Here is a 19,958-nt window from a genome sequence, read left to right on the forward strand (position 1 = left end):
GCGCCATGGAAGACGCCAAGATCGAACGACGCGCCGGGGTGCAGGCGACCTCTGACCGGCTCTGGGAGCTGGTCTCGGACCTGCCCGGCTGGAACCGCTGGAATCCGCACGAGACCGATGTGGAGGGCGCCATCGCCTTTGGCGGCCAGCTGACGATCACCGAGGCCTTTCCCGGCCAGGGCGAGCGGCGGGCGGCGGCCCGGGTTGCGGAATGGCGGCCCTATGTGCGGCTGGTCTGGACCGAGAACCGGGGCTTTCTGTTCCGCACCCTGCGCTACATCGACATCGAGGAGCTGGAGAAGGGGCGCTGCATCGTCTCGTCTGGCCACAAGTTCGCGGGCCTGCGCGGCGAACTGTTTCACGACAAGCACAGAAACGCCCTGCGCGAGGCGCACCAGGCCATCGTCGACGGATTGAAGGCCGCCGCAGAGGGCTGACGCTTCAGCCCTTGGCCATGGTGTCCATGATGTTCAGGATCGCCGGGCCCAGGATGACGATGAACAGGACCGGCAGGAAGAACAGGATCATCGGCACCGTCAGCTGGGCCGGCAGGGCCGCAGCCTTCTTCTCCGCCGCCGACAGGCGCAGTTCGCGGTTCTCCTTGGCCATGACGCGCAGGGCCGAGGACAGGGGCGTGCCGTAGGTCTCGGCCTGGGTCATGGCGACCGCCACCGACTTGACGCCTGGATGGTTGGTGCGCCGGCCCAGGTTCTCATAGGCCATGCGGCGGTCCGGCAGATAGCTGAGCTCGGCCGACAGCAGGGACAGTTCCTCGGCCAGTTCGATCGAGGAGGAGCCGATCTCCTGGCTGACCTTGTTGACGGCCGCCTCAATCGACATTCCCGCCTCGACGCAGATCAGCAGCAGGTCCAGGGCGTCGGGAAAGGCCAGCATGATTGAGGCCCGGCGTTTGGCGATGCGGTTCTTCACATAGAGGTTCGGCGCATAGAAGCCGGCGACCACGGCGCCCATACAGGCGCTGATCTTGTTCATCGTCGGCCAGTCGACGATCTTGAGCACGAACAGATAGAAGACCGCCACCGCCAGGAACAGGAAGGGCGAGGCGAAGCGGAAGAAGTAGAAGGTGGTCAAGGGACGCGGACCGCGATAGCCGGCTTGGGCCATCTGGTCGGCGACCTTCGGGTCTTCCAGCAGCTTGGTCAGGTTCAGCCGGTCGACGAGCAGCTTCTTGAAGCCCTCGTCATCGCTGTGGCGCAGCGCGCCCTGGCCCGACTGGATCGCAGCGCGTGAGCGACGCTTCAGGTCGTCGCGGCGCTCCGAAACCGCCTTCATCCGCTTGTCCAGCTGAACGCCCCGGGTCATGGAAGACAGCAGGGTCAGGACGGTGGCGAAGACCAGCACCCCCACCCCTATGCTGAGCAGGTTTTGCGGGTCGGTGATGAAGCGAATGAAACCGTCCATGTCCCCGCCTCAGATCTTGAACGAGATCATGCGCTTCATGACGAAGACGCCCAGTCCCATCAGAACCCCCGCCAGCAGCAACAGGGCGTTGCCGCGGATGTCGGTGAACAGGGACATCATGTAGCCGGGACTGGTGAACATCACCATGGCCATGACGGCCGGCGGCAGGGAGCCGATGATCCCGGCCGAAGCCAGGGCTTCGGACGACATGGCCTTGACCTTTTCGGCCATCATCCGGCGGGCGCGCAGAACCGCCGACAGATTGCCCAGGGCCTCGGCCAGATTGCCGCCGGTCTTCTGCTGGATGGCGATGACGATGGTGAAGAAGCGCAGCTCCGGCGACGGCATGCGCTCGTACATCCGCTCCAGCCCCTGTTCCAGCGTCATGCCGACCCCCAGGCCCTCGACCAGCAGCTTGAACTCGGGCCCCAGGGGCGCCGGGCTTTCGCGGGCGATGATCTTGAAACACTCGTGGACCGGCAGGCCGGACTTGATGCCCCGCACGATGACATCGACGGCGTTGGGGAACTCCAGGGAGAATTTCTTCATCCGGCCCTTGGCCAGGAAGCTGACGATCCAGCGCGGCAGGCCCAGCGCCACCCCCACGCCCAGACCGAGCGCCAGAATGACGTGCAGCCCGAACACCAGGCCCAGCAGGGCCGCGATCCCGCCGGCGACGGCGCTGACGATGTAGAAGGTCCGCACGCCTATGCTCAGGCCCGCCTGTTTCAGCCGCACTGACATGGTGGCGCGGGCCTTGCGCTCGCGGCGATCGGCCTCTTTCAACTGTTCGGCGATCTGTTTGCGGCGGGCCTCGGGCGTGCTGGCCGCGGCCGCCGCCCTGCGCGCCGTGGCGGCGTTTCGCTTGGTCTCGCCCAGCTTGTTGGCCCGCTTCAGGGCCTGGCTCGAGGAATCGTCTCCGCCGACGAAGACCCAGCCCAGGCCGCCGATGGTGATGAAGGCCAGAACAGCGGCGAGAATCGGCAGCATGCCCCTACTCCGCCGCGTCCAGGGCGTCGGCCAGCTCGCGCTCCAGCCCATAGTAGCGGGCGCGGTCCCAGAAGCGGGGACGGGCGATGCCGGTGGAGCGGTGGCGGCCGATGATCTTGCCGTTCTCGTCCTCGCCGGTGATGTCGTAGACGAACAGATCCTGGGTCACGATCACGTCGCCTTCCAGACCCACCACCTCGGTGATGTGGGTGATGCGGCGCGAGCCGTCGCGCAGGCGCGCGGCCTGGATGATGACGTCGACCGAGCCGACGATCATCTCGCGGATGGTCCTGGACGGCAGGCCGTAGCCGCCCATGGTGATCATCGACTCCATCCGGCTGATGGCTTCGCGCGGGGAGTTGGCGTGCAGCGTGCCCATCGAGCCGTCGTGGCCGGTGTTCATGGCCTGGAGCAGGTCGAAGGCCTCGGGCCCGCGCACCTCGCCGACGATGATCCGCTCGGGCCGCATCCGCAGACAGTTCTTGACCAGGTCCCGCATGGTGATCTGGCCCTGGCCCTCCAGATTGGGCGGCCGGGTCTCCAGCCGCACGACGTGCGGCTGCTGCAGCTGAAGTTCGGCCGCGTCCTCGCAGGTGATGACCCGCTCGGTCGGGTCGATGAAGGCGGTCAGGGTGTTCAGCAGCGTCGTCTTGCCCGAGCCGGTGCCGCCCGAGATGACCAGATTGCAGCGTGAAGCGCCGATGACGCCGAGGACGCGCGCCCCCTCGGGACTGATGGAGGCGTACTCCACCAGATTCTTCATCGTCAGCTTGTCCTTCTTGAACTTCCGGATCGTCAGGGTCGGTCCGTCGATCGCCAGGGGCGGAGCGATGACGTTGACGCGCGAGCCGTCGGGCAGGCGAGCGTCGCAGATGGGGCTGGATTCATCGACGCGGCGACCGACCTGAGAGACGATCCGCTGGCAGATGTTCATCAGCTGGGCGTTGTCGCGGAAGCGGACATTGGTCAGCTGGACCTTGCCCCCCACTTCGATGAAGACCCGGCCGGCGCCGTTGACCATGATGTCGGCGATGTCGTCGCGCGCCAGCAGCGGCTCCAGCGGGCCATAGCCCAGGACGTCATTGACGATGTCCTGGACCAGGTGCTCCTGCTCGGCCACCGACATGGAGACGTTCTTGATCGCCACCAGTTCGGCGACGATGTCGCGGATCTCTTCCGACGCCGTCTTGTTGTCGAGCTGAGCCAGGTTGGCCAGGTCGATGGTGTTCATCAACGCATTGAAGATGGTGGTCTTCGTGGCGTGATAATAGTCGCTCTGTTCCCGGACGATCTCGGCGACCGCCTGGGCCTTCTTCAACTGTTCGAAACCGGCGGTCGGCCGGGGCCCTGCAGCCTTGCCCCCCGACGGGGGCGGGGGCGCCTCGGACGGGGATGAAGGTCGGGCCGCCAGGGCGTCCAGCCGGTCCGGCTTGGGCGGGGCCGCCCCGACCGGGTCCATCTCGCCGAAACCGGCCGCCGCAGTCAGATCGTCAGGTCCGCCGAAGGCAAAGGCCTCGGTCTGGACGCCGGGCGTCGGCTGACGCAGGGGCGCGTCGAAACCCGTGGCGGCGGGCGGCGCGGCAGAGGGCGCCTCGCGCAGGGGCGCCGCGCCGACGCCGGGTTGACCTGTGCGTTTGCCGAACATCCGTCAGCGTTTCTTGAACAGAGAGCCGAACAGGGATTTGGACGCCCTGTCCTCGTCGGCGGGTCGCGCCGCCTTGACGGGCTTGCCTGCAGCCGCAGCCGGCAGCTCTCGGCGCGAGACGATCTGGGCCAGGGTCTGGAAGGCTTCGGCCGCCTTGGTCTTGGCGCCGGCGTCCAGGATCATCTGGCCGTTGTTGGCCGCCGCCCCGAAGGTCTTGGCGTCGAACGGGATGATCAGGCTGGGATGCACGCCCAGGGCGGCGCCGAAATCCTTGGCCGGAATTTCCGGCCGGCCGGGCACGCCGACCTGGTTCAGCACCAGACGCGGCGGAGCGTCGTTGGGCCGGCCCTGACGGACCAGGTCGATCATGTTCTTGGCGTTGCGCAGCGCCGCCAGATCGGGGGTCGCCACCACTACCACCTCGTCGGCGCTGATCAGGGTGCGGCGCATCCACGGCGACCAAAGATGCGGCAGGTCCAGGATGACGAAGGGGGCGGTGGCCCGGATGCGGGTCGTGACCTCTTCAAACGCCTCGGTGGAGATGTCCCAGTCGGTGTCCAGGGTCGCCGGGGCCGCGAACAGGCTCAGCTTGTCGGTGCAGCGGACCATCATCCGGTCCAGCAGGGTCGCATCCAGACGGTCCGGCTGGCCCAGGGCGTCGACCACCCCGTTCAGCGGATCCTGGTTGAAGTCCAGCCCGGCCGTGCCGAACGGCAGGTCGTAGTCGACGATGACGGTGTTGGCGCCGATCCGCTCAGAGATCGCATAGGCGGTGTTGTGCGCCACGGCCGAGGCGCCCGCCCCGCCCCGCGCGCCGACGAAGGCGATGGAGCGGCCGACGAAGGGCTGGGCCGGATCGTTGAACAGGCCGCCGATCGCCGCGATCAGCTGCAGGGGCTGAAGGGGGGCGACCAGATATTCGCTGACGCCGCGCCGCATCAGTTCGCGGAACAGAAGGATGTCGTTGGTCGCCCCGATCACCACCACCTTGGTGCCGGTGTCGCAGACCTCGGCCAGCTGATCCACCTCCCACAGCAGGGTCTGGGGGTCCTTCAGGCATTCGACGATGATCAGGGGCGGGGTCGGCTCATGGCGATAGGTCTCGACCGCCCCCATGACCCCGCCGATGCGGATCTGGGTGGTGGCGCGCGACAGGCGCCGGTCCTGGGCCGCGCGCTCGGCTGCGGCCAGGGTGTCCTGACGTTCGGCGAAAACATGGATGGCGATGCGGGGCACCGACACCTCGCCGATGGCGCCGAGGGGCGCCAGGCTGGTCTCGGCCGACATCATGGGCGCCAGAGCGGGCGCCGAATGGGGCGTCGCCGCAGGCGCGGGCGCAAGCGTCGACTGCGCCCTGGCCACCATCTCGCCGACAGGATTGAAGCTGGAGGGCGCGGGGGCCTGGGGCGAACCCCCGCCGGGGGGCGCCGGCTGGCCCGGATGGGCGCCGGCGCTCAGGAAGGCGGCCGATCGGGCGTCCGAGGTCGGGAAGGCGGACGGCTCGGAAAAGTCCATGTCGACGTCGAAACCGTCGTCCAGGGCGTCGAAGGGGCGAGGCGCGGCGGGGTTCATCAGGCTCAGTCCACCGCCGTCGAAATGCCCGCGCTCTCCACCAGCGTCTCCTGGGGTGCGGCGGTCTGCTCGCCGGCGGCGTATTTGTCGAACACCACCGTGCGCCGCCCGGCCGAGGCGGGGGTCATGGCGCGCGGCCCTGCAATGTCGCGCGGGTCGGCGATCTGGGCCGCCAGATTGGCGTTGACCGCGCAGCCGAAGTTGGACGAGGACCTGTTGTCCCCGGTCCGGCTCAGATTGCCCCAGGCCGTTCCGCAGCGGGGCACGGCCGCCTGGACCGTCTCGAAACCGACCAGGACCGGCGCGCGCGGATTGGGTCCGTCGTAGCCGAGGATGCGCAGCCGGTCGCCCCCCACCCCGAGACGGGCCAGGGCGTCGCGCACGGCGTAGGCGGTCTGGGCGGCGACCGGATCGTCCCCGGCTGGCGCCTCGATCGTGATAGAACCGGCGCCGACGGCGGCGAACCGTTCGACCAGGGCGGCTAGGGCGGCGTTCTGATTGGCCGAAAGGCCGTCGTCGTGAACGGCGAGGGCGATCCGGTCCAGGCCGGTCTCCACCTGGAGCGCATAGCGGGAGACCGGCGTCAGGGGCGGTTCACCGCCCAGGCTGGCCGGGCCGCCGACGCAGGCGGAGAGGCCGAGCGCCGCGCCGGCCAACAGGGCGAGAGGCAAGAACGAGAGACGGGTCATGAGCTCACTCGATCACATAGCCGACGGCGCCCTGCCAGACGGCGCCTGAACCGGCCGGTCCGGGAGCGGGCGCGCCATAGACCTGGTTCAGCTGTCCGAACAGGATGGTCTGGGAATCCGTGGCGATCCGCAGGCCGTCGGCAGGGGTCTGCATCCGATCCGGCGAGGTCGGACTGACGATATAGGGCTCGACGATGACGACCAGCTCGGTCTCGCCGTTCAGATAGTCGCGCGAGCGGAACAGGGAGCCCAGCACCGGCAGATTGGTCATGCCGGGCAGGGAATCGACCGCCTGCCTCGTGCTTTCCTGCAACAGGCCGGCGATCATCATCGCGCCGCCTGACGGCAGTTCGACCGTGTTTTCGCTGCGTCGGACGGTCAGGCCCGGCAGGGTGATGGACGAGGCCGTGCCGGCGCCGATGGTGAACCCGCCCTGTTCGGTCAGTTCGGACACCTCGACCTTGACCTGAAGCGAGATGCGGCCGCCCGACAGGACGATGGGCCGGAAGGCCAGGCCCACGCCGTAGGGCTTATAGGTCACGGTGATGTTGCCGTCCCGATCCCGCCCGGTCGGCAGGGGAAACTCGCCCCCGGCCAGGAAGTTTGCGGATTCGCCGTTCACCGACGTCAGATTGGGCTCGGCCAGGGTCCGGGCTAGACCGACCCGCTCGAACGCCTCCAGACAGCCGGTGGCGTTCGTGCCCGTCATGGTGCGGAAGGCGGTGGAGGCGATATCCTGGATGGCGTTCGAGACCGAGGCCGCGCTCGAGGAGCCGGTCGACGCCTGGGCCAGGGCCGTTCCAGGGACCTGAACCAGATTGCCGTTGACGTCGGTGACCGTAACCGTTGTCGGGAAGGGGGCGCCCGTCCAGGTCTGGGAGGCGCTGGCGTTCGAGCCGGCGCTCGTCTGACTGCCGCTGGAGACCGTGCTGGTCCCGTTCGTCGTCCGACCGCCCGTCTGATTGTAACAGAGGCCGCCGCCCCCGGCCGCCGCCCCGTTTACTCCATAGGTGTTCGGCCGACTGAAGCCGTAGGAGTGGATGCCCGAGCCCTTCAGAATGTCGGCGTTGAAACCCAGCTGCTTCAGGCTGCTGCGCTGCACCTCGACCACGCGCACCTTCAGCGTCACCTGGTCCGAGCCGGCGACGCTGATCATGTTGATCACCTTCTCCGGCGCCGAAACGAAGGCGCGGGCGACCTGGGCCGCCTGGGCCGCCTGGGCCGGGCTGTCCGCCGTTCCGGTCAGTATGACGCTGTCGTTGACGGCCTCGGCGTGGATGCCGCCGCCGGGGGCCACGCGGCTGAGGGTGTCCTGCAGGGCGCTGACGCCCGCATCGACCCGGACGCGCAGGCTCAGAATGGTGCGGCCGGCGGCGTCCAGGAAGACGGCGTCGGTCTCACCCGGCGCGATCCCGATCACGGTGATCCGGCGCGGCGAATGCAGCATGGCCTCGGCCACCTGCGGATTGGAGACGATCACGTCACGGGCGTCGGCCGGCAGATCCACGGCGAAGGAGGTGCCGCGCGGCAGGTTGATCAGCCGCGGCGCCGTCCCCATCGACACGGCGGCGCGCGTCTGGGCCGTTCCGGCGGCCGGCGCCAGGACCAGGCCGGCGGCGGCGACCGTGATCAGGACGGCCTTGGACAGGATCGAGGCTCTCACGGCGTCACCACGGTTTCAGGCGTCCCGCCGCGATAGACCCGCACGTTGCGCGTCAGGGCCGCCGCCTGGGGCGCGCGGGTCGCGCCGGACGGCCCCGCCGTATCGGCGTAGGAGCGCAGCGACAGGGACAGTTCGCCCTCGGACTTGGCCTGGGCCAGAAGCACGGCGTCTTGGGGGCGGACCTCCAGGGTGGCGGTCGCCCCGACCACGGCCTGGGCGTCGTCGCCGACCCGGGTGGACTGGTCGATGGCCAGGACCTTGACGTTCTGCATCACTGTGGCCGACGAATATTTGGAGCCCGAGCCGCCGCCTTCCACCGCCCCGGAAGGAGTCTCCTTCTGGGCGGTCAGGACGACGTCGACCCGGTCGCCGGGCAGGATGAAGCCGCCGGCGGCCGATTCCACCGTGACCGCAATGGCCATGGCGCGCATGCCGGGCTCCAGATAGGCCGCCAGATAGCCGCTGTCGCCCGCGCGCACGATCTTGCGCGCCACGATCGGCTCTCCGGCGAGAATGGGTTCGCGCACGACCGAGCCGACATAGTCGGACTTGACTCCGGTCCCGACCAGGCGGCCGGCGGCCTCGCCGACCCGCTGAACCGCGCCGGCGGTCTTGTCGGCGACGGCCTTTTCATCAGCGGGCTTGGCCTCGGCCGGCTTGTCGGCGGCGGCGGGAAGCGGGACGGAGCCGTCGCTGATGAAGGCGGGGTTCAACTGATCGACCGGCCAGTCCTTCCAGGACAGGTCGCCGTCGGTCAGGCGTTTGCCGGGCTCCAGATCGCGGGCAGCGACCAAAATCTTGGCCATGGGGCGCGCCTCGACAGGCGCGGCGGCGGCCGGCGCGGCGGGCTCGCCCTGCCCCATGGCGCGCACGACCAGAGCCAGGCCCAGTGCGGACACGGCGGCGATGCAAAGGACGACGATGCGGGCGGGCTTCATCCAGACGATCTCCGGCAGGCGCGGCGAGCCGGACATGATCCTCGCCCCCTACCGTTAACGATCATGAGGCCCGAGAGTTAACGCTTCCTAAGCGACGCCCGCTTGCGCAACCTCAAGAAACCGCCAAGGCGCGAACGACCATGTCGCCCTCGCGAAAGGTCAGCAGGGCGCCGATGGCGATGGCGACGCCATAGGGAATATCGCCCTTGGGCTCCAGCAGGCGGGCGACCCACGGAAGGCGCGGCGGGAGCGGAGACAGCAGAGGATAGTATTGGCGGGCGAGGATCAGCAGGAGGCAGAAGCCGCCGCCGGCCAGGGCGATCCACAGCAGCAGCGGCCCCAGATCGCCGAACCCCAACCACAGGCAGGCCGCAGCCAGGGCCTTGGCGTCCCCGCCCCCGATCCAGTTCAGGGCGAACAGGCCCATGCCGAGGATCAGGGCGGCGAAGCCGACGCCCAGATGGACGGCGATCTCAGGCAGGGTCAGGCCGACGAGCAGGGCCGCCGGAAAGAAGGCGGCCAGCAGGGCCAGGGAGATCCAGTTCGGAATCCGCATCGTGGTCAGGTCGTGCAGACCCGTGGCCACCATCAGGATCGGAAAGACGGCCAGGAAGGGAAGGCTCAGAAGGTCCATGACCCCATGCTGGCACGGGCGGATTAAGGCCGGGTTGCCGCGCCGCAAAGAAGAAGGGCCGGAGCGTGCGCTCCGGCCCTTCCCAGGCTTCAAGACGTCGGGCGTCTTATTCGCCCTTCTTCTCCAGACCCGTGGCGACTTCCTCCAGACGGGCGTTCAGGTTGGTGCCGACGGTGCCGAGCACGGTGATGATCACGACGGCGATCAGAGCGGCGATCAGGCCGTATTCGATGGCGGTGGCGCCGGATTCGTCCTTAGCGAAACGCGAGATGAACTTAGTCATGGTGAGTTCCCTTGTGTAAATGTCTAGCGAGCAACTTGGCGGGGGGAGCCGGTAGCCCGCTTGACCCCCAAAACGCACGGTTAGAATGACCAAGAGGCGTTAAGGGCAGGTCACGGTTTTTAGTTACCTGCGGATTCACCACAGAAAATCCCGGATCGACGAACTTCAGCCTTTGTTGAGGAAGCCTGGGCCATCATGCGCGCGTCCGCGCTGATGCGCGCCCTTGTTTCAGAGCCGCCGATGCCCCGCTTTTCCATCGCCGTCATCACCGCCGTCCTCGCCCTGGCCGGCCTGCCCGCCCAGGCCCAGAGCCCGAACGGCGCGCTCAATGTCGAGATCGACCGCTCCGCGCGCGTCCAGCTGCGGGGCGCCGCCGCCTCGGTCATCGTCGCCAATCCTCAGATCGCCGACGTCACCGTGGTGGACGCCAACACCCTGTTCATCGTCGGAAAGGGCTATGGGGTGACCGAGGTGGTGGCGGTCGACGGCGTGGGCCGCACCCTGTTCCAGCGCGAGATCGTGGTTACCGGCGGATCGACCGGATCGGTTCGGGTCTGGCGCGGGGCCCAGGCCACGGAAATGACCTGCGGCGCCTCCTGCGCCCCCAGCCTGCGCGCCGGCGCCGCCGCGACCGGCCCGGCCTCGGCGCCCTGATCCATGGCGGCGCTGGATCGTTCTCCCCGTCGCGGCTCCGCCGGTCACCGTGAAGGCGCGGCGGCGGTGGAGTTCGCCCTGGTCGCCACCCCCTTCTTTCTTCTGCTGTTCTCGATCTTCCAGCTGGGTCTGGTCTTCATCACCGACGCCGTCGCCGAAAACGCCCTGTTGACCGTCAGCCGCGAAATCCGAACCGGCGAGGCCCAGGCCAAGGGTCTGGATCAGGCTGGGTTCAAACAGGCCTTCTGCGATCAGATGAGCGTGTTCAAGAGCGACTGCGCCGCCCGCGCCACCGTCGATGTCCGGGTCGTCGCCAAATTCTCCGACAATATCGACCCGCCCAAGGACGAGAACGGCGTCCTGGACCTGTCCAAGACCGGCTACGACCCCGGCGCGGCCCAGAATCTGGTCGTCGCGCGTGTCTGGTACAAACAGCCGATGATCGTGCCCGCCCTGACCCAGTCCGTGAGCGCCGCGGGGCCCGGACAGATCATGATCTCCGCCACCACCGCCTTCCGCAACGAGCCCTTCTGATGCGCCGGTCCCTGATGCGCAGGCTGGCGCGCGACGAGACCGGGGTCTCTGCGGTCGAATTCGCCCTGATCGCCCCGGTCATGATCCTGTTCTATGCAGGCATGGTCGATCTGTGTCAGGGCTATATGGCTGTGCGTCGCACCAGCCATGTGGCCGCTTCGGTCGCGGATTTGACCGCCCAGTCCCGCGACATCACCAAGGCCGACATCGACAACGTCTTTTTGGTGGGCCCCTCCATCATGGCGCCCTTCGCCCCGGCCTCGCTGGAACAGAGGGTCAGCAGCGTCAGCCGGGACACGACGACCAAATATACGGTGAACTGGAGCCGCAGCTGGGCGGCCTCGGGCGGGAGTGGGGCCCTCAGCGGCCGACTCACCGTCGCGGACGCCGACATTCCCGCTGATCTCCTGCCGGTCGGGTCGTCGATCATCATCGCCGAGGCCCGCTACACCTACGCCTCGCCGTTCCAGCGCTTCCTGCCGTCCGCCAGCTTCACCCGCCGCGCCTATCTGAATCCGCGCGAGGTGACGCAGATCGCCTGTACGGACTGCTGACCCGTCAGAGCCTGTCTCAGGGCGGCGATCTTTGTTTCGGTCTCGGCAAGTTCGGACTGAGGGTCGCTGTCGGCGACGATTCCGGCGCCGGCCAGGGTGCGGAAGGTCCAACACTCGTCCCGGCGCTCGAACGCGGCGGTGCGGATCAGGACCGAGGCGGTCAGCCCCCCGCCGTCTTCCAGAATGAACAGCGACCCGCACCAGGCGCCGCGCGGCGGCTCATATTCGGCGATGACCTTCATGGCCTGGTGTTTGGGCGCCCCGGTGATCGAGCCCGGCGGGAAGGTCGCCTCCAGCAGGTCGGCCGGCGTCACCCCCGGCTCGGCCCGGCCGACCACGGTCGAGACCAGATGGTGGACGGTCGGATGGCTCTCGATCGCGAACAGCCGTTCGACCGCGACCGAGCCGACGCGCGAGGCGCGGGCCAGGTCGTTACGCATCAGATCGACGATCATCAGGTTTTCGGCCCGGTCCTTGGCGCTGGCCTGAAGCGCGGCGGCCAGGGCCGCGTCCTCGAGCGGGTCGGCCGACCGGGCGCGCGTGCCCTTGATCGGCCGCGCCTCGATGCGCCGGGTCTCGCCGTCCAAGGCCAGGAAGAGCTCAGGCGAATTGGACACCAGGGCCCGGTCGCCGATCCGCCAGAAGGCGCCGTAGGGCGAGGCCCGCCCCTGTTGCAGCCGCAGGAAGACGTCGAACGGATCGGCCTTTGGCTTCAGCGCGCCGCCCCAGGCGCGGGCGATATTGGCCTGAAACAGTTCACCGGCCGCGATCCGGGCGACCACCTCGGCCACGCAGTCGCGATAGGCCTGGTCCGGCGCCTCGGCCGCAAAGGTCTCGGCCGGAGCGTCGGGAGTCGCAGGCGTGACCGCCGCCGCCCGCCATTTCGACGCCTGAACGGCCGCCGCCTCGGCCTGCGCCGCCGTCGCCCCCCGGCCGACGGCGCGAACACGCCGCTGATGATGGTCGAAGCTCAGCATGGCCGGATAGCGGGCCAGGATCAGGTCAGGCCACACCAGGGGCCGCTCGCCGGTCGCCGGTCGCGCGCCCGCGTCATAGGCGGCCAGTCCCACCGTCCCTGCGCTCCAGGCCGGATCGCGCAGGGGGTCGAACAGATCGGCTTCGACCCCGCCCACATGAACCCGATCCGGCGCCGTCGCCACATGGGACCAGCGGCCGCCGGGACCGCCGTCCGACAGCAGGGCCAGGGCGCCGTCCGTCCCACCGATCCCGGCCGCGACAGCCAAGGGGTCCGTCCACGGATGATCGCGGACGACCACATGGGTCAGGGCGCCGTTCACGCCGACAGCCGCGCCTCGATCCGGGCGCGCAGGGCGGCGTCGACGCCCAGGGCCTGTTCCAGATAGGCGTCCAGGGATCCGTATCGCGCCTCGACCTCGGCGAAGGCGGCGTCCAGATAGGCGGCCTCCACCCCGAGGAAGGCCACCACCGCGTCGTCGGAGGCGACACGGCCGGTCATCTCGTGCAGACGCCGGGCAATGGCGGGGGCGCGACCGACCAGATCGACGGCCGTATTGGTCAGCAGATAGTCCTCGATCAGGTCGTCGTGGCGGACGCCCAGCAGATGGTGGGTCAAGGCGGCGAGAAAGCCGGTCCGGTCCTTGCCCGCCGCGCAGTGGATCAGCACGGGTCGGTCCTGATCGCCCCCCATCTGTCCCAGGGCTTGGAAATAGCGGCCGAAAACGTCGATGTGGGCGGCGTCGAACGGCAGGCTGCGATAGGTCTGGGTCATGAAACGCCGACCCGAATCCGGCGTCAGGTCCGCCGTTTTCAGGAAGGTGATGTGGGGCGCCTCGGCCCCGTCGTCGATCCCGCCCTCGATCACCAGGGCGTCGAAACCGTCATGCCGTCGCGAGGGCTGGTCGCGCCTTTCGCCCGGTCGGCGCAGATCGACCACCGCCCCCAGGCCGAACCCCTTCAGCCGCTCCAGATCGGCGTCGCTGGCCCGGGCGTGATGGCCCGAGCGCAGCAGGCGGCCGGGGCGGATGCGTCGCCCGGCCGCCGTGGCGTAGTCGCCATAGTCGCGGAAGTTGTCGATGGCCTCGAAGGCATGGAGACGGTGGCTCATGCCCCGCTTCTAGAGCCTGATCCGCTGAAGAGGAACCGCTTCGCGGTTCCGCTGAAACGGTGAATCAGGCTCCAGATTAAAGCGAGAGCATGATTCACGCTTCTGTCGGAACCGCAAAGCGGTTCCGTCCGAAACGATCATGCTCTAGCGCGCCGGCAGCAGGCCCGCCATGGCGTCCAGATAGGCGACGAAGGCGGCGCGGCCCTCTTCGGTCAGACTGGCCTGGGTCAGGGGCTTGCGGCCGATGAAGCTCTTGGTCACGGCGACGAAGCCCGCCTCCTCCAGCTTTCTCAGATGGACCGACAGATTGCCGTCGGTCGTCTGGAGCCGGGTCTTCAAGGTGTTGAAGTCGGCTGTGTCCGCGCCGGACAGATAGGCCATGATCCCCAGCCGGATCCGCCCGTGGATGACCTCGTCGATCCGGCTGATGTCGAAGTCATCGGCCATCAGACGATCTCCGACGGTTCCTGCCGCATCAGGATCAGACCGGGGACCAGGGCGACGGCGGCCAGGACCAGGGCATAGACCAGATAGATGGCCGGACTGTCCGCAAACCAGGCTATGGCGACGGCGCCGGCGTAGGACAACAGGGCCGTGACGCTCATCCACCGCACGCGCGTCATGGCCGCCGCGACCATCCAGGCCGATCCATAGGCCGTCAGAACCACCGTCGGCATGACCGCCATCCAGCCCCAGCTTCCACTCTTCACCGACAGGGCGGTGAGGGCCAACCAGGTGACGAAGATGCCGAAGCCCACGCCGGACCAGGCCGCGCCCACCGCCCGATTGCCCGACGAATTATAGCCGGGGCGTCCCTTCATCCGCCCGATCAGCACGACCAGGGCGGCCGCGAAGACCAGGGCCGAACCGATCCAAAGCCAGAGCGCCGCCCAGGGATTCAGCGCGATCAAGTCGGTCTTGAGCGCCCACTGCCCCAGGCTGGCGCCTCCGAAGATGATGGCCGCAGCCACCAGTATGGGGCCCGCCAGCAGGGGCGCGTGCCGACCTTCGTGAGCCAAAGCCCGCATATAGGCGATGTCGTCTTGGATCGTCTGCGTGTCGCGCGTCATGGCGAACTCCTCCTGAAATCCGATGATCACAGGATGCACAATGCGCTTTGCATTGTAAAGCGCTTTCTTGATCTGCGACAGCGAACAGACCTTCCCCCGCTTGCGGGGGAAGTGTCAGCTCGTCGAGCGCAGCGAGACGGCTGACGATTGGGGGAAGTCTTCTTTTCAAGTGAAACCTCCCCCTCCGACCCTGGTTCGCAGCGCGAACGCCGGGCCACCTCCCCCGCAAGCGGGAGAGGGTCTATCGCGCCCCTCTTAACGGAACGGCGGCTCGTCGAAGGCGCGGAGCTTGCGGGAGTGGAGTTTCGGTCCCTCGTCCCGCATCAGGCCGACCGCCTGGATGCCGATCTGCAGATGTTCCGAGATCGAGCCTTCGTAGAAGCGGTTGGCCTGGCCCGGCAGTTTGATCTCGCCGTGCAGCGGCTTGTCCGAGACGCACAGCAGGGTGCCGTAGGGCACCCGGAACCGGTAGCCTTGCGCGGCGATGGTGGCGCTTTCCATGTCGATGGCGACGGCGCGGCTCTGGTTGAAGCGAAGCGCCGACTTGGAATAGCGCAGCTCCCAGTTCCGGTCGTCGGTGGTGACCACCGTGCCGGTACGCAGCCGCAGCTTGACCTCGTCGCCCGGCATGCCGCTGACCGACTTGGTCGCATCGTACAGGGCGCGCTGGACCTCGGCGATCGAAGGGATCGGAATGTCCGGCGGCAGGACCGCGTCCAGTACATGGTCGTCGCGCAGATAGGCGTGGGCCAGCACATAGTCGCCGATGGTCTGGCTGGCGCGCAGGCCCCCGCAGTGGCCGATCATCAGCCAGACGTGCGGGCGGGTGACGGCCAGGTGGTCCGTGATCGTCTTGGCGTTGGACGGGCCGACGCCGATATTGACCAGGGTCACTCCTTGGTGGCCCGGCGCCGTCAGGTGATAGGCCGGCATCTGGTGCTTCTTCCAGGCCGTATCGCTGATCGCCGTCTCGGGATTGGGGGTGTCGCGCGTGATCACCACCCCGCCGGCGCAGGACAGGGTCTGATAGGGCGTGCCCGGCGTCTGCAGCTGTTCGATGGCCCAGCGCACGAACTCGTCGACATAGCGGTTGTAGTTGGTGAACAGGACATAGGACTGGACGTCGTCCACCGGGGTTCCGGTGTAGTGTCTCAGCCGCGCCAGGGAGAAGTCGGTCCGCAGGCCGTCGAAATGCGACAGGGGGAAGTCGCCGCCCATGTCGAACAAACCATCGGCGATCTCGTCGCCGATATGGGCCAGGTCCGTGGTCGGGAACCAGCGCGCCAGGGCCGCCGTCATCGACCGGTCCAGCGCCACCTCAAGCCCGTCGGTCACATAGGGGAAGGGGATTTCCTGGTTCGAAATCCCGACCTCGAAGGTCGCGCCGTATTCCTTTTCCAGCAGACCCAGCTGTTCGGTCAGATAGGGGCGGAACAGGTCCGGCCGGGTGACGGTGGTCGAATAGACCCCCTGTTTGGCCAGCCGGGCATAGGCGCGCGGCTCCAGGTCCTGGGGGCGATCCCCGTCCCAGCGGATGCGAAGTTCGGGATAGGCGAACACCCCTTCGGCGCGTTTGACCGGATCGGGCCGGGCGCCGGTGTTGACGAAATCCCGCACGGCGTCGCGCAGGTTGGTCACGGATTGGGTGTAGAGGGTTTCGAGGCGGTCCAGCGCCGCCTGTGCTGTCATCTGTTCTGTCATGACTTCCTCTAGCGAAGCTTCATGACATTGGCGAGGCGCCCGGCGTTCAACCTCGATTTCGCTGCATTGCAGCAATTTATAGCCGGCGACTGGTTGCGGTTCGCGGCGCGGCGGGGCATCTGGCCCGGATGTCCGTTTCCGCCGCGTCAGCCCCCGCCAGAAGAGAACCCGGATTCGTCGAGTTCGTCTGTCTGATCGCCCTGATGATGGCGCTGAACGCCCTGGCGATCGATTCCATGCTGCCCGCCCTGCCCGCCATAGGCGCCGACCTGGGCGTGGCGAACGAAAACAGCCTTCAGTGGGTGGTGACCGCCTATCTTCTGGGCTTCGGCGCGGCGCAGCTGATCTATGGTCCGGTCGCAGACCGGTTCGGACGCAAGTCGGTGCTGCTGTTCGGCGTCGGCGTCTATGTGATGTTCAGCCTGCTGGCGACCCTGGCCCCCACCTTCGAGACCCTGATCCTGGCGCGGATCGGCCAGGGGCTGGGCAGCGCCTGCACCCGCGTGCTGGCCGTCTCCATCGTGCGCGACCGCTATGAGGGGCGCACCATGGCCCGGGTCATGTCGTTCAGCTTCCTGGTCTTCCTGGGCGTGCCCATCCTGGCGCCGTCGCTGGGGCAGTTGATCATGCTGGTCGGGCCGTGGCGCTGGATCTTCGCGGGCCTCGGCCTGATCGGCGTGGCCCTGATCGTCTGGGCGTCCTTGCGCCTGCCCGAGACCCTGAAGCCGGAGGATCGTCTGCCGATCCAGGTCAAACGCCTGACCTCGGCCTATAAGACCGCCCTGACCGACCGCACCGCCATGGGCTACACCCTGGCCATGACGGCCATCACCGGCGCCCTGTTCGGCTTCATCAACTCCTCCCAGCAGATCTTCGCCGACGTCTTCGACGCCGAGGCCGCCTTCCCCGCCGTCTTCGCCCTGATCGCGGGCGGCATAGCGGTCGCCTCCCTGGTCAACGCCCGGCTGGTCGTGAAACTGGGCTCGCGCAAGATCTCCCACACCGCCCTGATCGGCTTCACCACGGTGTCGGCGGTCCATGCGGCGGTGGCCCTCAGCGGACATGAGACGATCTGGACCTTCGCGGTCCTGCAGACCCTGACCATGTTCTGTTTCGGCCTGATCGCCGGGAACTTCGGCGCCATGGCCATGGAGACCATGGGCCATATCGCCGGCACGGCCGCCTCGATCCAGGGCTTCATCTCCACCGTCTTCGGCTCCCTGCTGGGCTTTGCGGTGGGTCAGCAGTTCAACGGCACCACCGTGCCCATGTCCCTGGGCTTCACCGTCTTCGGCCTGACGGCCCTGGCCCTGGTCCTGTTCGCCGAGCGGGGCCGGCTGTTCCGCGCCCATCACGCGCCACCGACCGCATAGGCTGCGGCCGCGTCGAGGCTTGATCTTTTTCGCGTTTCCGCGCGTTCTCCGGGCCAAGCTCATGATCTGATCCGGAAAGCCTCGATGACGCGCAAAGCCTTCGGCCTCGTCTCCGCCCTCGCACTCGCCTCGGCCCTGGGCCTTTCGGCCTGTTCGACCACGACCGGAAGCGCGGCCCTGGCGCCGCCGGCCGTCGCGCCCGCCCCCGGCCCGGACGCCGTCGACAGCCACACCTACGCCCGTCCCGAGATCGCCCGCGTCGTCGATGTGGCCCTGGACCTGACCGCGAACTTCGAGGCCAAGACCCTGTCGGGCACGGCGACCCTGGACATCCTGGCCGTCCCCGGCGCCAACGAGATCATTCTCGACATCCGCAATCTGGACATTCAGGACGTGCGCGACGCCTCGGGTCAGCCGCTGCGTTACGTCGTCGGCGACAATGACGCCATCAAGGGCCAGCCCCTGACCGTCTATTTCCCGGCCTTCGCGCCCAACGAACGGCGCAAGATCACCGTCCGCTATTCGACCCGGCCCGACGCAGCGGCCCTGCAATGGCTGTCGCCCAGCCAGACGGCGGGCGGTCAAAAGCCCTATCTGTTCAGCCAGGGCCAGGCCATCCTGACCCGCACCTGGGTCCCGACCCAGGACAGCCCCGGCATTCGCCAGACCTATTCGGCCCGGATCACCGCGCCCGAAGACCTGACCGTGGTCATGAGCGCCGACCATCTGACGCCGAACGGCGAGCCCGCCGCCGACGGTATGAAGACCTGGCGCTTCCGGATGGACAATCCGATCCCGCCCTATCTGATCGCCATCGGCGTCGGCGACATCGCCTTCGCCCCCTTCGACGAACGCACCGGGGTCTGGACCGAGCCCAGCCGCCTGCGCGCCGCCGCCCATGAGCTGGAGCCGACCGCCGAGATGGTGGACGCGGCCGAAAAGCTCTACGGCCCCTATCGCTGGGGCCGCTACGACCTCTTGGTCCTGCCGCCCTCCTTCCCGTTCGGCGGGATGGAGAACCCCAAATTGACCTTCGCCACCCCGACGATCATCGCCGGGGACCGGTCGCTGGTCTCGCTGGTGGCGCACGAACTGGCCCACTCCTGGTCGGGCAATCTGGTGACCAACGCGACCTGGAACGACTTCTGGCTGAACGAGGGCTTCACCGTCTATTTCGAGAACCGGATCATGGAGTCGGTCTATGGTCATGACCGCGCCATGCAGGAACAGGTCCTGGGCTGGGGCAGCCTGCAGGACACGCTGAAGTCCCTGCCCGCGCCCGACACCCGCCTGCATCTGGACCTGAAGGGCCGCGACCCCGACGACGGCATGAACGACATCGCCTATGAAAAGGGCGCCCTGTTCCTGCGGACGGTCGAACGCACCGTGGGCCGGGATCGGTTCGACGCCTGGCTGCGCGGCTATTTCGACCGCAACGCCTATCGCCCCATGACCACGGCCATGTTCCTGGACGACATCCGCACCCATCTGGTGAAGGGCGACGCGGCCCTGGAATCCCAGCTTCAGCTGGACGCCTGGGTCTATCAGCCCGGCCTGCCGTCCAACGCCGTGGCGCCCGTTTCGAACGCCTTCAAGCCGGTCGATGACGCGGCATGGGCCTTCTTTGTCGGCAAGGGCCCCGCCTCGGCCGTCCCCTGGAAGGACTGGAACACTCAGCAGCGCCAGCGCTTCCTCGGCTGGCGCCCCCCGGTTGGAAACGGCAGCGGCGACTGGCTCACCGACGCCCAGCTGGCGGACATGGAGCGCACCCTGAACCTGGCGAACGAGGGCAACAGCGAACTGACCTTCGCCTGGCTCCAGATCGCCCTGGCCCACCGCTATCAGCCCGCGGTCGCCACGGCCGAGCGGTTCCTGACCAGCCAGGGCCGACGCAAATTCGTCCTGCCCCTGTTCCAGACCCTGTGGAACGAGGGCGACTGGGGCCGTTCCATCGCCCGCCGCATCTACGCCGAGGCCCGGCCCCTGTATCACCCGGTGACCAGCGGCTCGGTCGACGACCTGGTGGGCCGGCCGTAAAGCAAAAGACCCTCTCCCGCTTGCGGGAGAGGTGGCCCGGCGTTCGCGAAGCGAACCAGGGTCGGAGAGGGGAGTCTTGTTTCAGAGGAAAAACGCCCCCCATCGTCAGGCGT

The 19,958-nt window shown here is 68.1% G+C and carries 20 protein-coding genes; 6 read left to right on the plus strand and 14 right to left on the minus strand.

The window, feature by feature from the left end:
- Positions 1-5 precede the first annotated feature (5 nt).
- Complete coding sequence (locus tag BSP_RS02020) at positions 6-437, plus strand: SRPBCC domain-containing protein (RefSeq protein WP_054764234.1); 432 nt, start codon at positions 6-8, stop codon at positions 435-437.
- A 4-nt stretch (positions 438-441) separates the two neighbouring features.
- On the opposite strand, the gene BSP_RS02025 is transcribed toward BSP_RS02020, so the two are convergent.
- The 9 genes from BSP_RS02025 to BSP_RS02065 all read right to left on the minus strand — a co-directional run bounded on the left by BSP_RS02025 (position 442) and on the right by BSP_RS02065 (position 9,836).
- A complete protein-coding gene (locus BSP_RS02025; RefSeq protein ID WP_054764235.1) occupies positions 442-1,422 on the minus strand; it encodes a type II secretion system F family protein in 981 nt (326 codons plus the stop codon).
- A gap of 9 nt (positions 1,423-1,431) precedes the next feature.
- Entirely contained in the window at positions 1,432-2,412 is a 981-nt protein-coding gene (locus tag BSP_RS02030) for a type II secretion system F family protein (RefSeq protein WP_054764236.1), read from the minus strand.
- A gap of 4 nt (positions 2,413-2,416) precedes the next feature.
- Positions 2,417-3,871 carry a CpaF family protein gene (locus BSP_RS02035; RefSeq protein WP_054766766.1) on the minus strand — a complete coding sequence of 485 codons (1,455 nt, stop codon included), beginning with the start codon at positions 3,869-3,871 and terminating at the stop codon, positions 2,417-2,419.
- Positions 3,872-4,060: 189 nt separating this feature from the next.
- Positions 4,061-5,629 (minus strand): cellulose synthase operon protein YhjQ/BcsQ, encoded by a 1,569-nt coding sequence (locus tag BSP_RS02040; protein WP_227976016.1) that lies wholly within the window; start codon positions 5,627-5,629, stop codon positions 4,061-4,063.
- 5 nt (positions 5,630-5,634) lie between these two features.
- Entirely contained in the window at positions 5,635-6,318 is a 684-nt protein-coding gene (locus BSP_RS02045) for a CpaD family pilus assembly protein (RefSeq protein ID WP_152949147.1), read from the minus strand.
- A gap of 4 nt (positions 6,319-6,322) precedes the next feature.
- Positions 6,323-7,981 (minus strand): type II and III secretion system protein family protein, encoded by a 1,659-nt coding sequence (locus BSP_RS02050; RefSeq protein ID WP_370513371.1) that lies wholly within the window; start codon positions 7,979-7,981, stop codon positions 6,323-6,325.
- Complete coding sequence (gene cpaB / locus BSP_RS02055; protein WP_224762254.1) at positions 7,978-8,955, minus strand: Flp pilus assembly protein CpaB; 978 nt, start codon at positions 8,953-8,955, stop codon at positions 7,978-7,980. The genes BSP_RS02050 and cpaB overlap by 4 nt, the downstream gene beginning before the upstream one ends.
- A 76-nt stretch (positions 8,956-9,031) precedes the next feature.
- Complete coding sequence (locus BSP_RS02060) at positions 9,032-9,553, minus strand: prepilin peptidase (RefSeq protein ID WP_152949148.1); 522 nt, start codon at positions 9,551-9,553, stop codon at positions 9,032-9,034.
- A 106-nt stretch (positions 9,554-9,659) separates the two neighbouring features.
- A complete protein-coding gene (locus BSP_RS02065; protein WP_054764241.1) occupies positions 9,660-9,836 on the minus strand; it encodes a Flp family type IVb pilin in 177 nt (58 codons plus the stop codon).
- A 240-nt stretch (positions 9,837-10,076) separates the two neighbouring features.
- Here BSP_RS02065 and BSP_RS02070 point away from each other — a divergent pair, with 240 nt between their 5' ends.
- From BSP_RS02070 to BSP_RS02080, 3 genes are read left to right on the plus strand one after another with little or no spacing between them, the layout of a single operon-like run.
- Entirely contained in the window at positions 10,077-10,490 is a 414-nt protein-coding gene (locus BSP_RS02070; protein WP_054766768.1) for a pilus assembly protein N-terminal domain-containing protein, read from the plus strand.
- A gap of 3 nt (positions 10,491-10,493) precedes the next feature.
- The gene (locus BSP_RS02075) at positions 10,494-11,024 is read left to right on the plus strand and encodes a TadE/TadG family type IV pilus assembly protein (protein ID WP_054764242.1); all 531 of its coding nucleotides are present in this window, start codon (positions 10,494-10,496) and stop codon (positions 11,022-11,024) included.
- Positions 11,024-11,578, plus strand: a complete 555-nt coding sequence (locus tag BSP_RS02080; RefSeq protein ID WP_054764243.1) for a TadE/TadG family type IV pilus assembly protein — start codon at positions 11,024-11,026, stop codon at positions 11,576-11,578. The genes BSP_RS02075 and BSP_RS02080 overlap by 1 nt, the downstream gene beginning before the upstream one ends.
- On the opposite strand, the gene BSP_RS02085 is transcribed toward BSP_RS02080, so the two are convergent.
- The 5 genes from BSP_RS02085 to BSP_RS02105 form a co-directional block, all read right to left on the minus strand.
- Entirely contained in the window at positions 11,530-12,876 is a 1,347-nt protein-coding gene (locus tag BSP_RS02085) for an anthranilate synthase component I family protein (RefSeq protein WP_152949149.1), read from the minus strand. The two genes, BSP_RS02080 and BSP_RS02085, sit on opposite strands and share 49 nt — an antisense overlap.
- A complete protein-coding gene (locus BSP_RS02090) occupies positions 12,873-13,664 on the minus strand; it encodes a tyrosine-protein phosphatase (RefSeq protein WP_054764245.1) in 792 nt (263 codons plus the stop codon). Before BSP_RS02090 ends, BSP_RS02085 begins: the two co-directional genes overlap by 4 nt.
- A 144-nt stretch (positions 13,665-13,808) precedes the next feature.
- Complete coding sequence (locus tag BSP_RS02095; protein WP_054764246.1) at positions 13,809-14,111, minus strand: transcriptional regulator; 303 nt, start codon at positions 14,109-14,111, stop codon at positions 13,809-13,811.
- Positions 14,111-14,734, minus strand: coding sequence for a hypothetical protein (locus BSP_RS02100; RefSeq protein WP_194166993.1), 624 nt, complete (start codon positions 14,732-14,734; stop codon positions 14,111-14,113). Before BSP_RS02100 ends, BSP_RS02095 begins: the two co-directional genes overlap by 1 nt.
- Before the next feature lie 255 nt (positions 14,735-14,989).
- Positions 14,990-16,435: an AMP nucleosidase gene (locus BSP_RS02105; RefSeq protein ID WP_054764247.1), complete on the minus strand. Its 1,446-nt coding sequence runs from the start codon at positions 16,433-16,435 to the stop codon at positions 14,990-14,992.
- 128 nt (positions 16,436-16,563) lie between these two features.
- Here BSP_RS02105 and BSP_RS02110 point away from each other — a divergent pair, with 128 nt between their 5' ends.
- Entirely contained in the window at positions 16,564-17,808 is a 1,245-nt protein-coding gene (locus BSP_RS02110; protein WP_152949151.1) for a multidrug effflux MFS transporter, read from the plus strand.
- Positions 17,809-17,892: 84 nt separating this feature from the next.
- A complete protein-coding gene (locus BSP_RS02115; protein ID WP_152949152.1) occupies positions 17,893-19,845 on the plus strand; it encodes a M1 family metallopeptidase in 1,953 nt (650 codons plus the stop codon).
- The last annotated feature ends 113 nt before the right edge of the window (positions 19,846-19,958 follow it).

It is taken from the genome of Brevundimonas sp. Bb-A (genome assembly GCF_009394735.1).
Lineage (GTDB): Bacteria > Pseudomonadota > Alphaproteobacteria > Caulobacterales > Caulobacteraceae > Brevundimonas > Brevundimonas aurantiaca.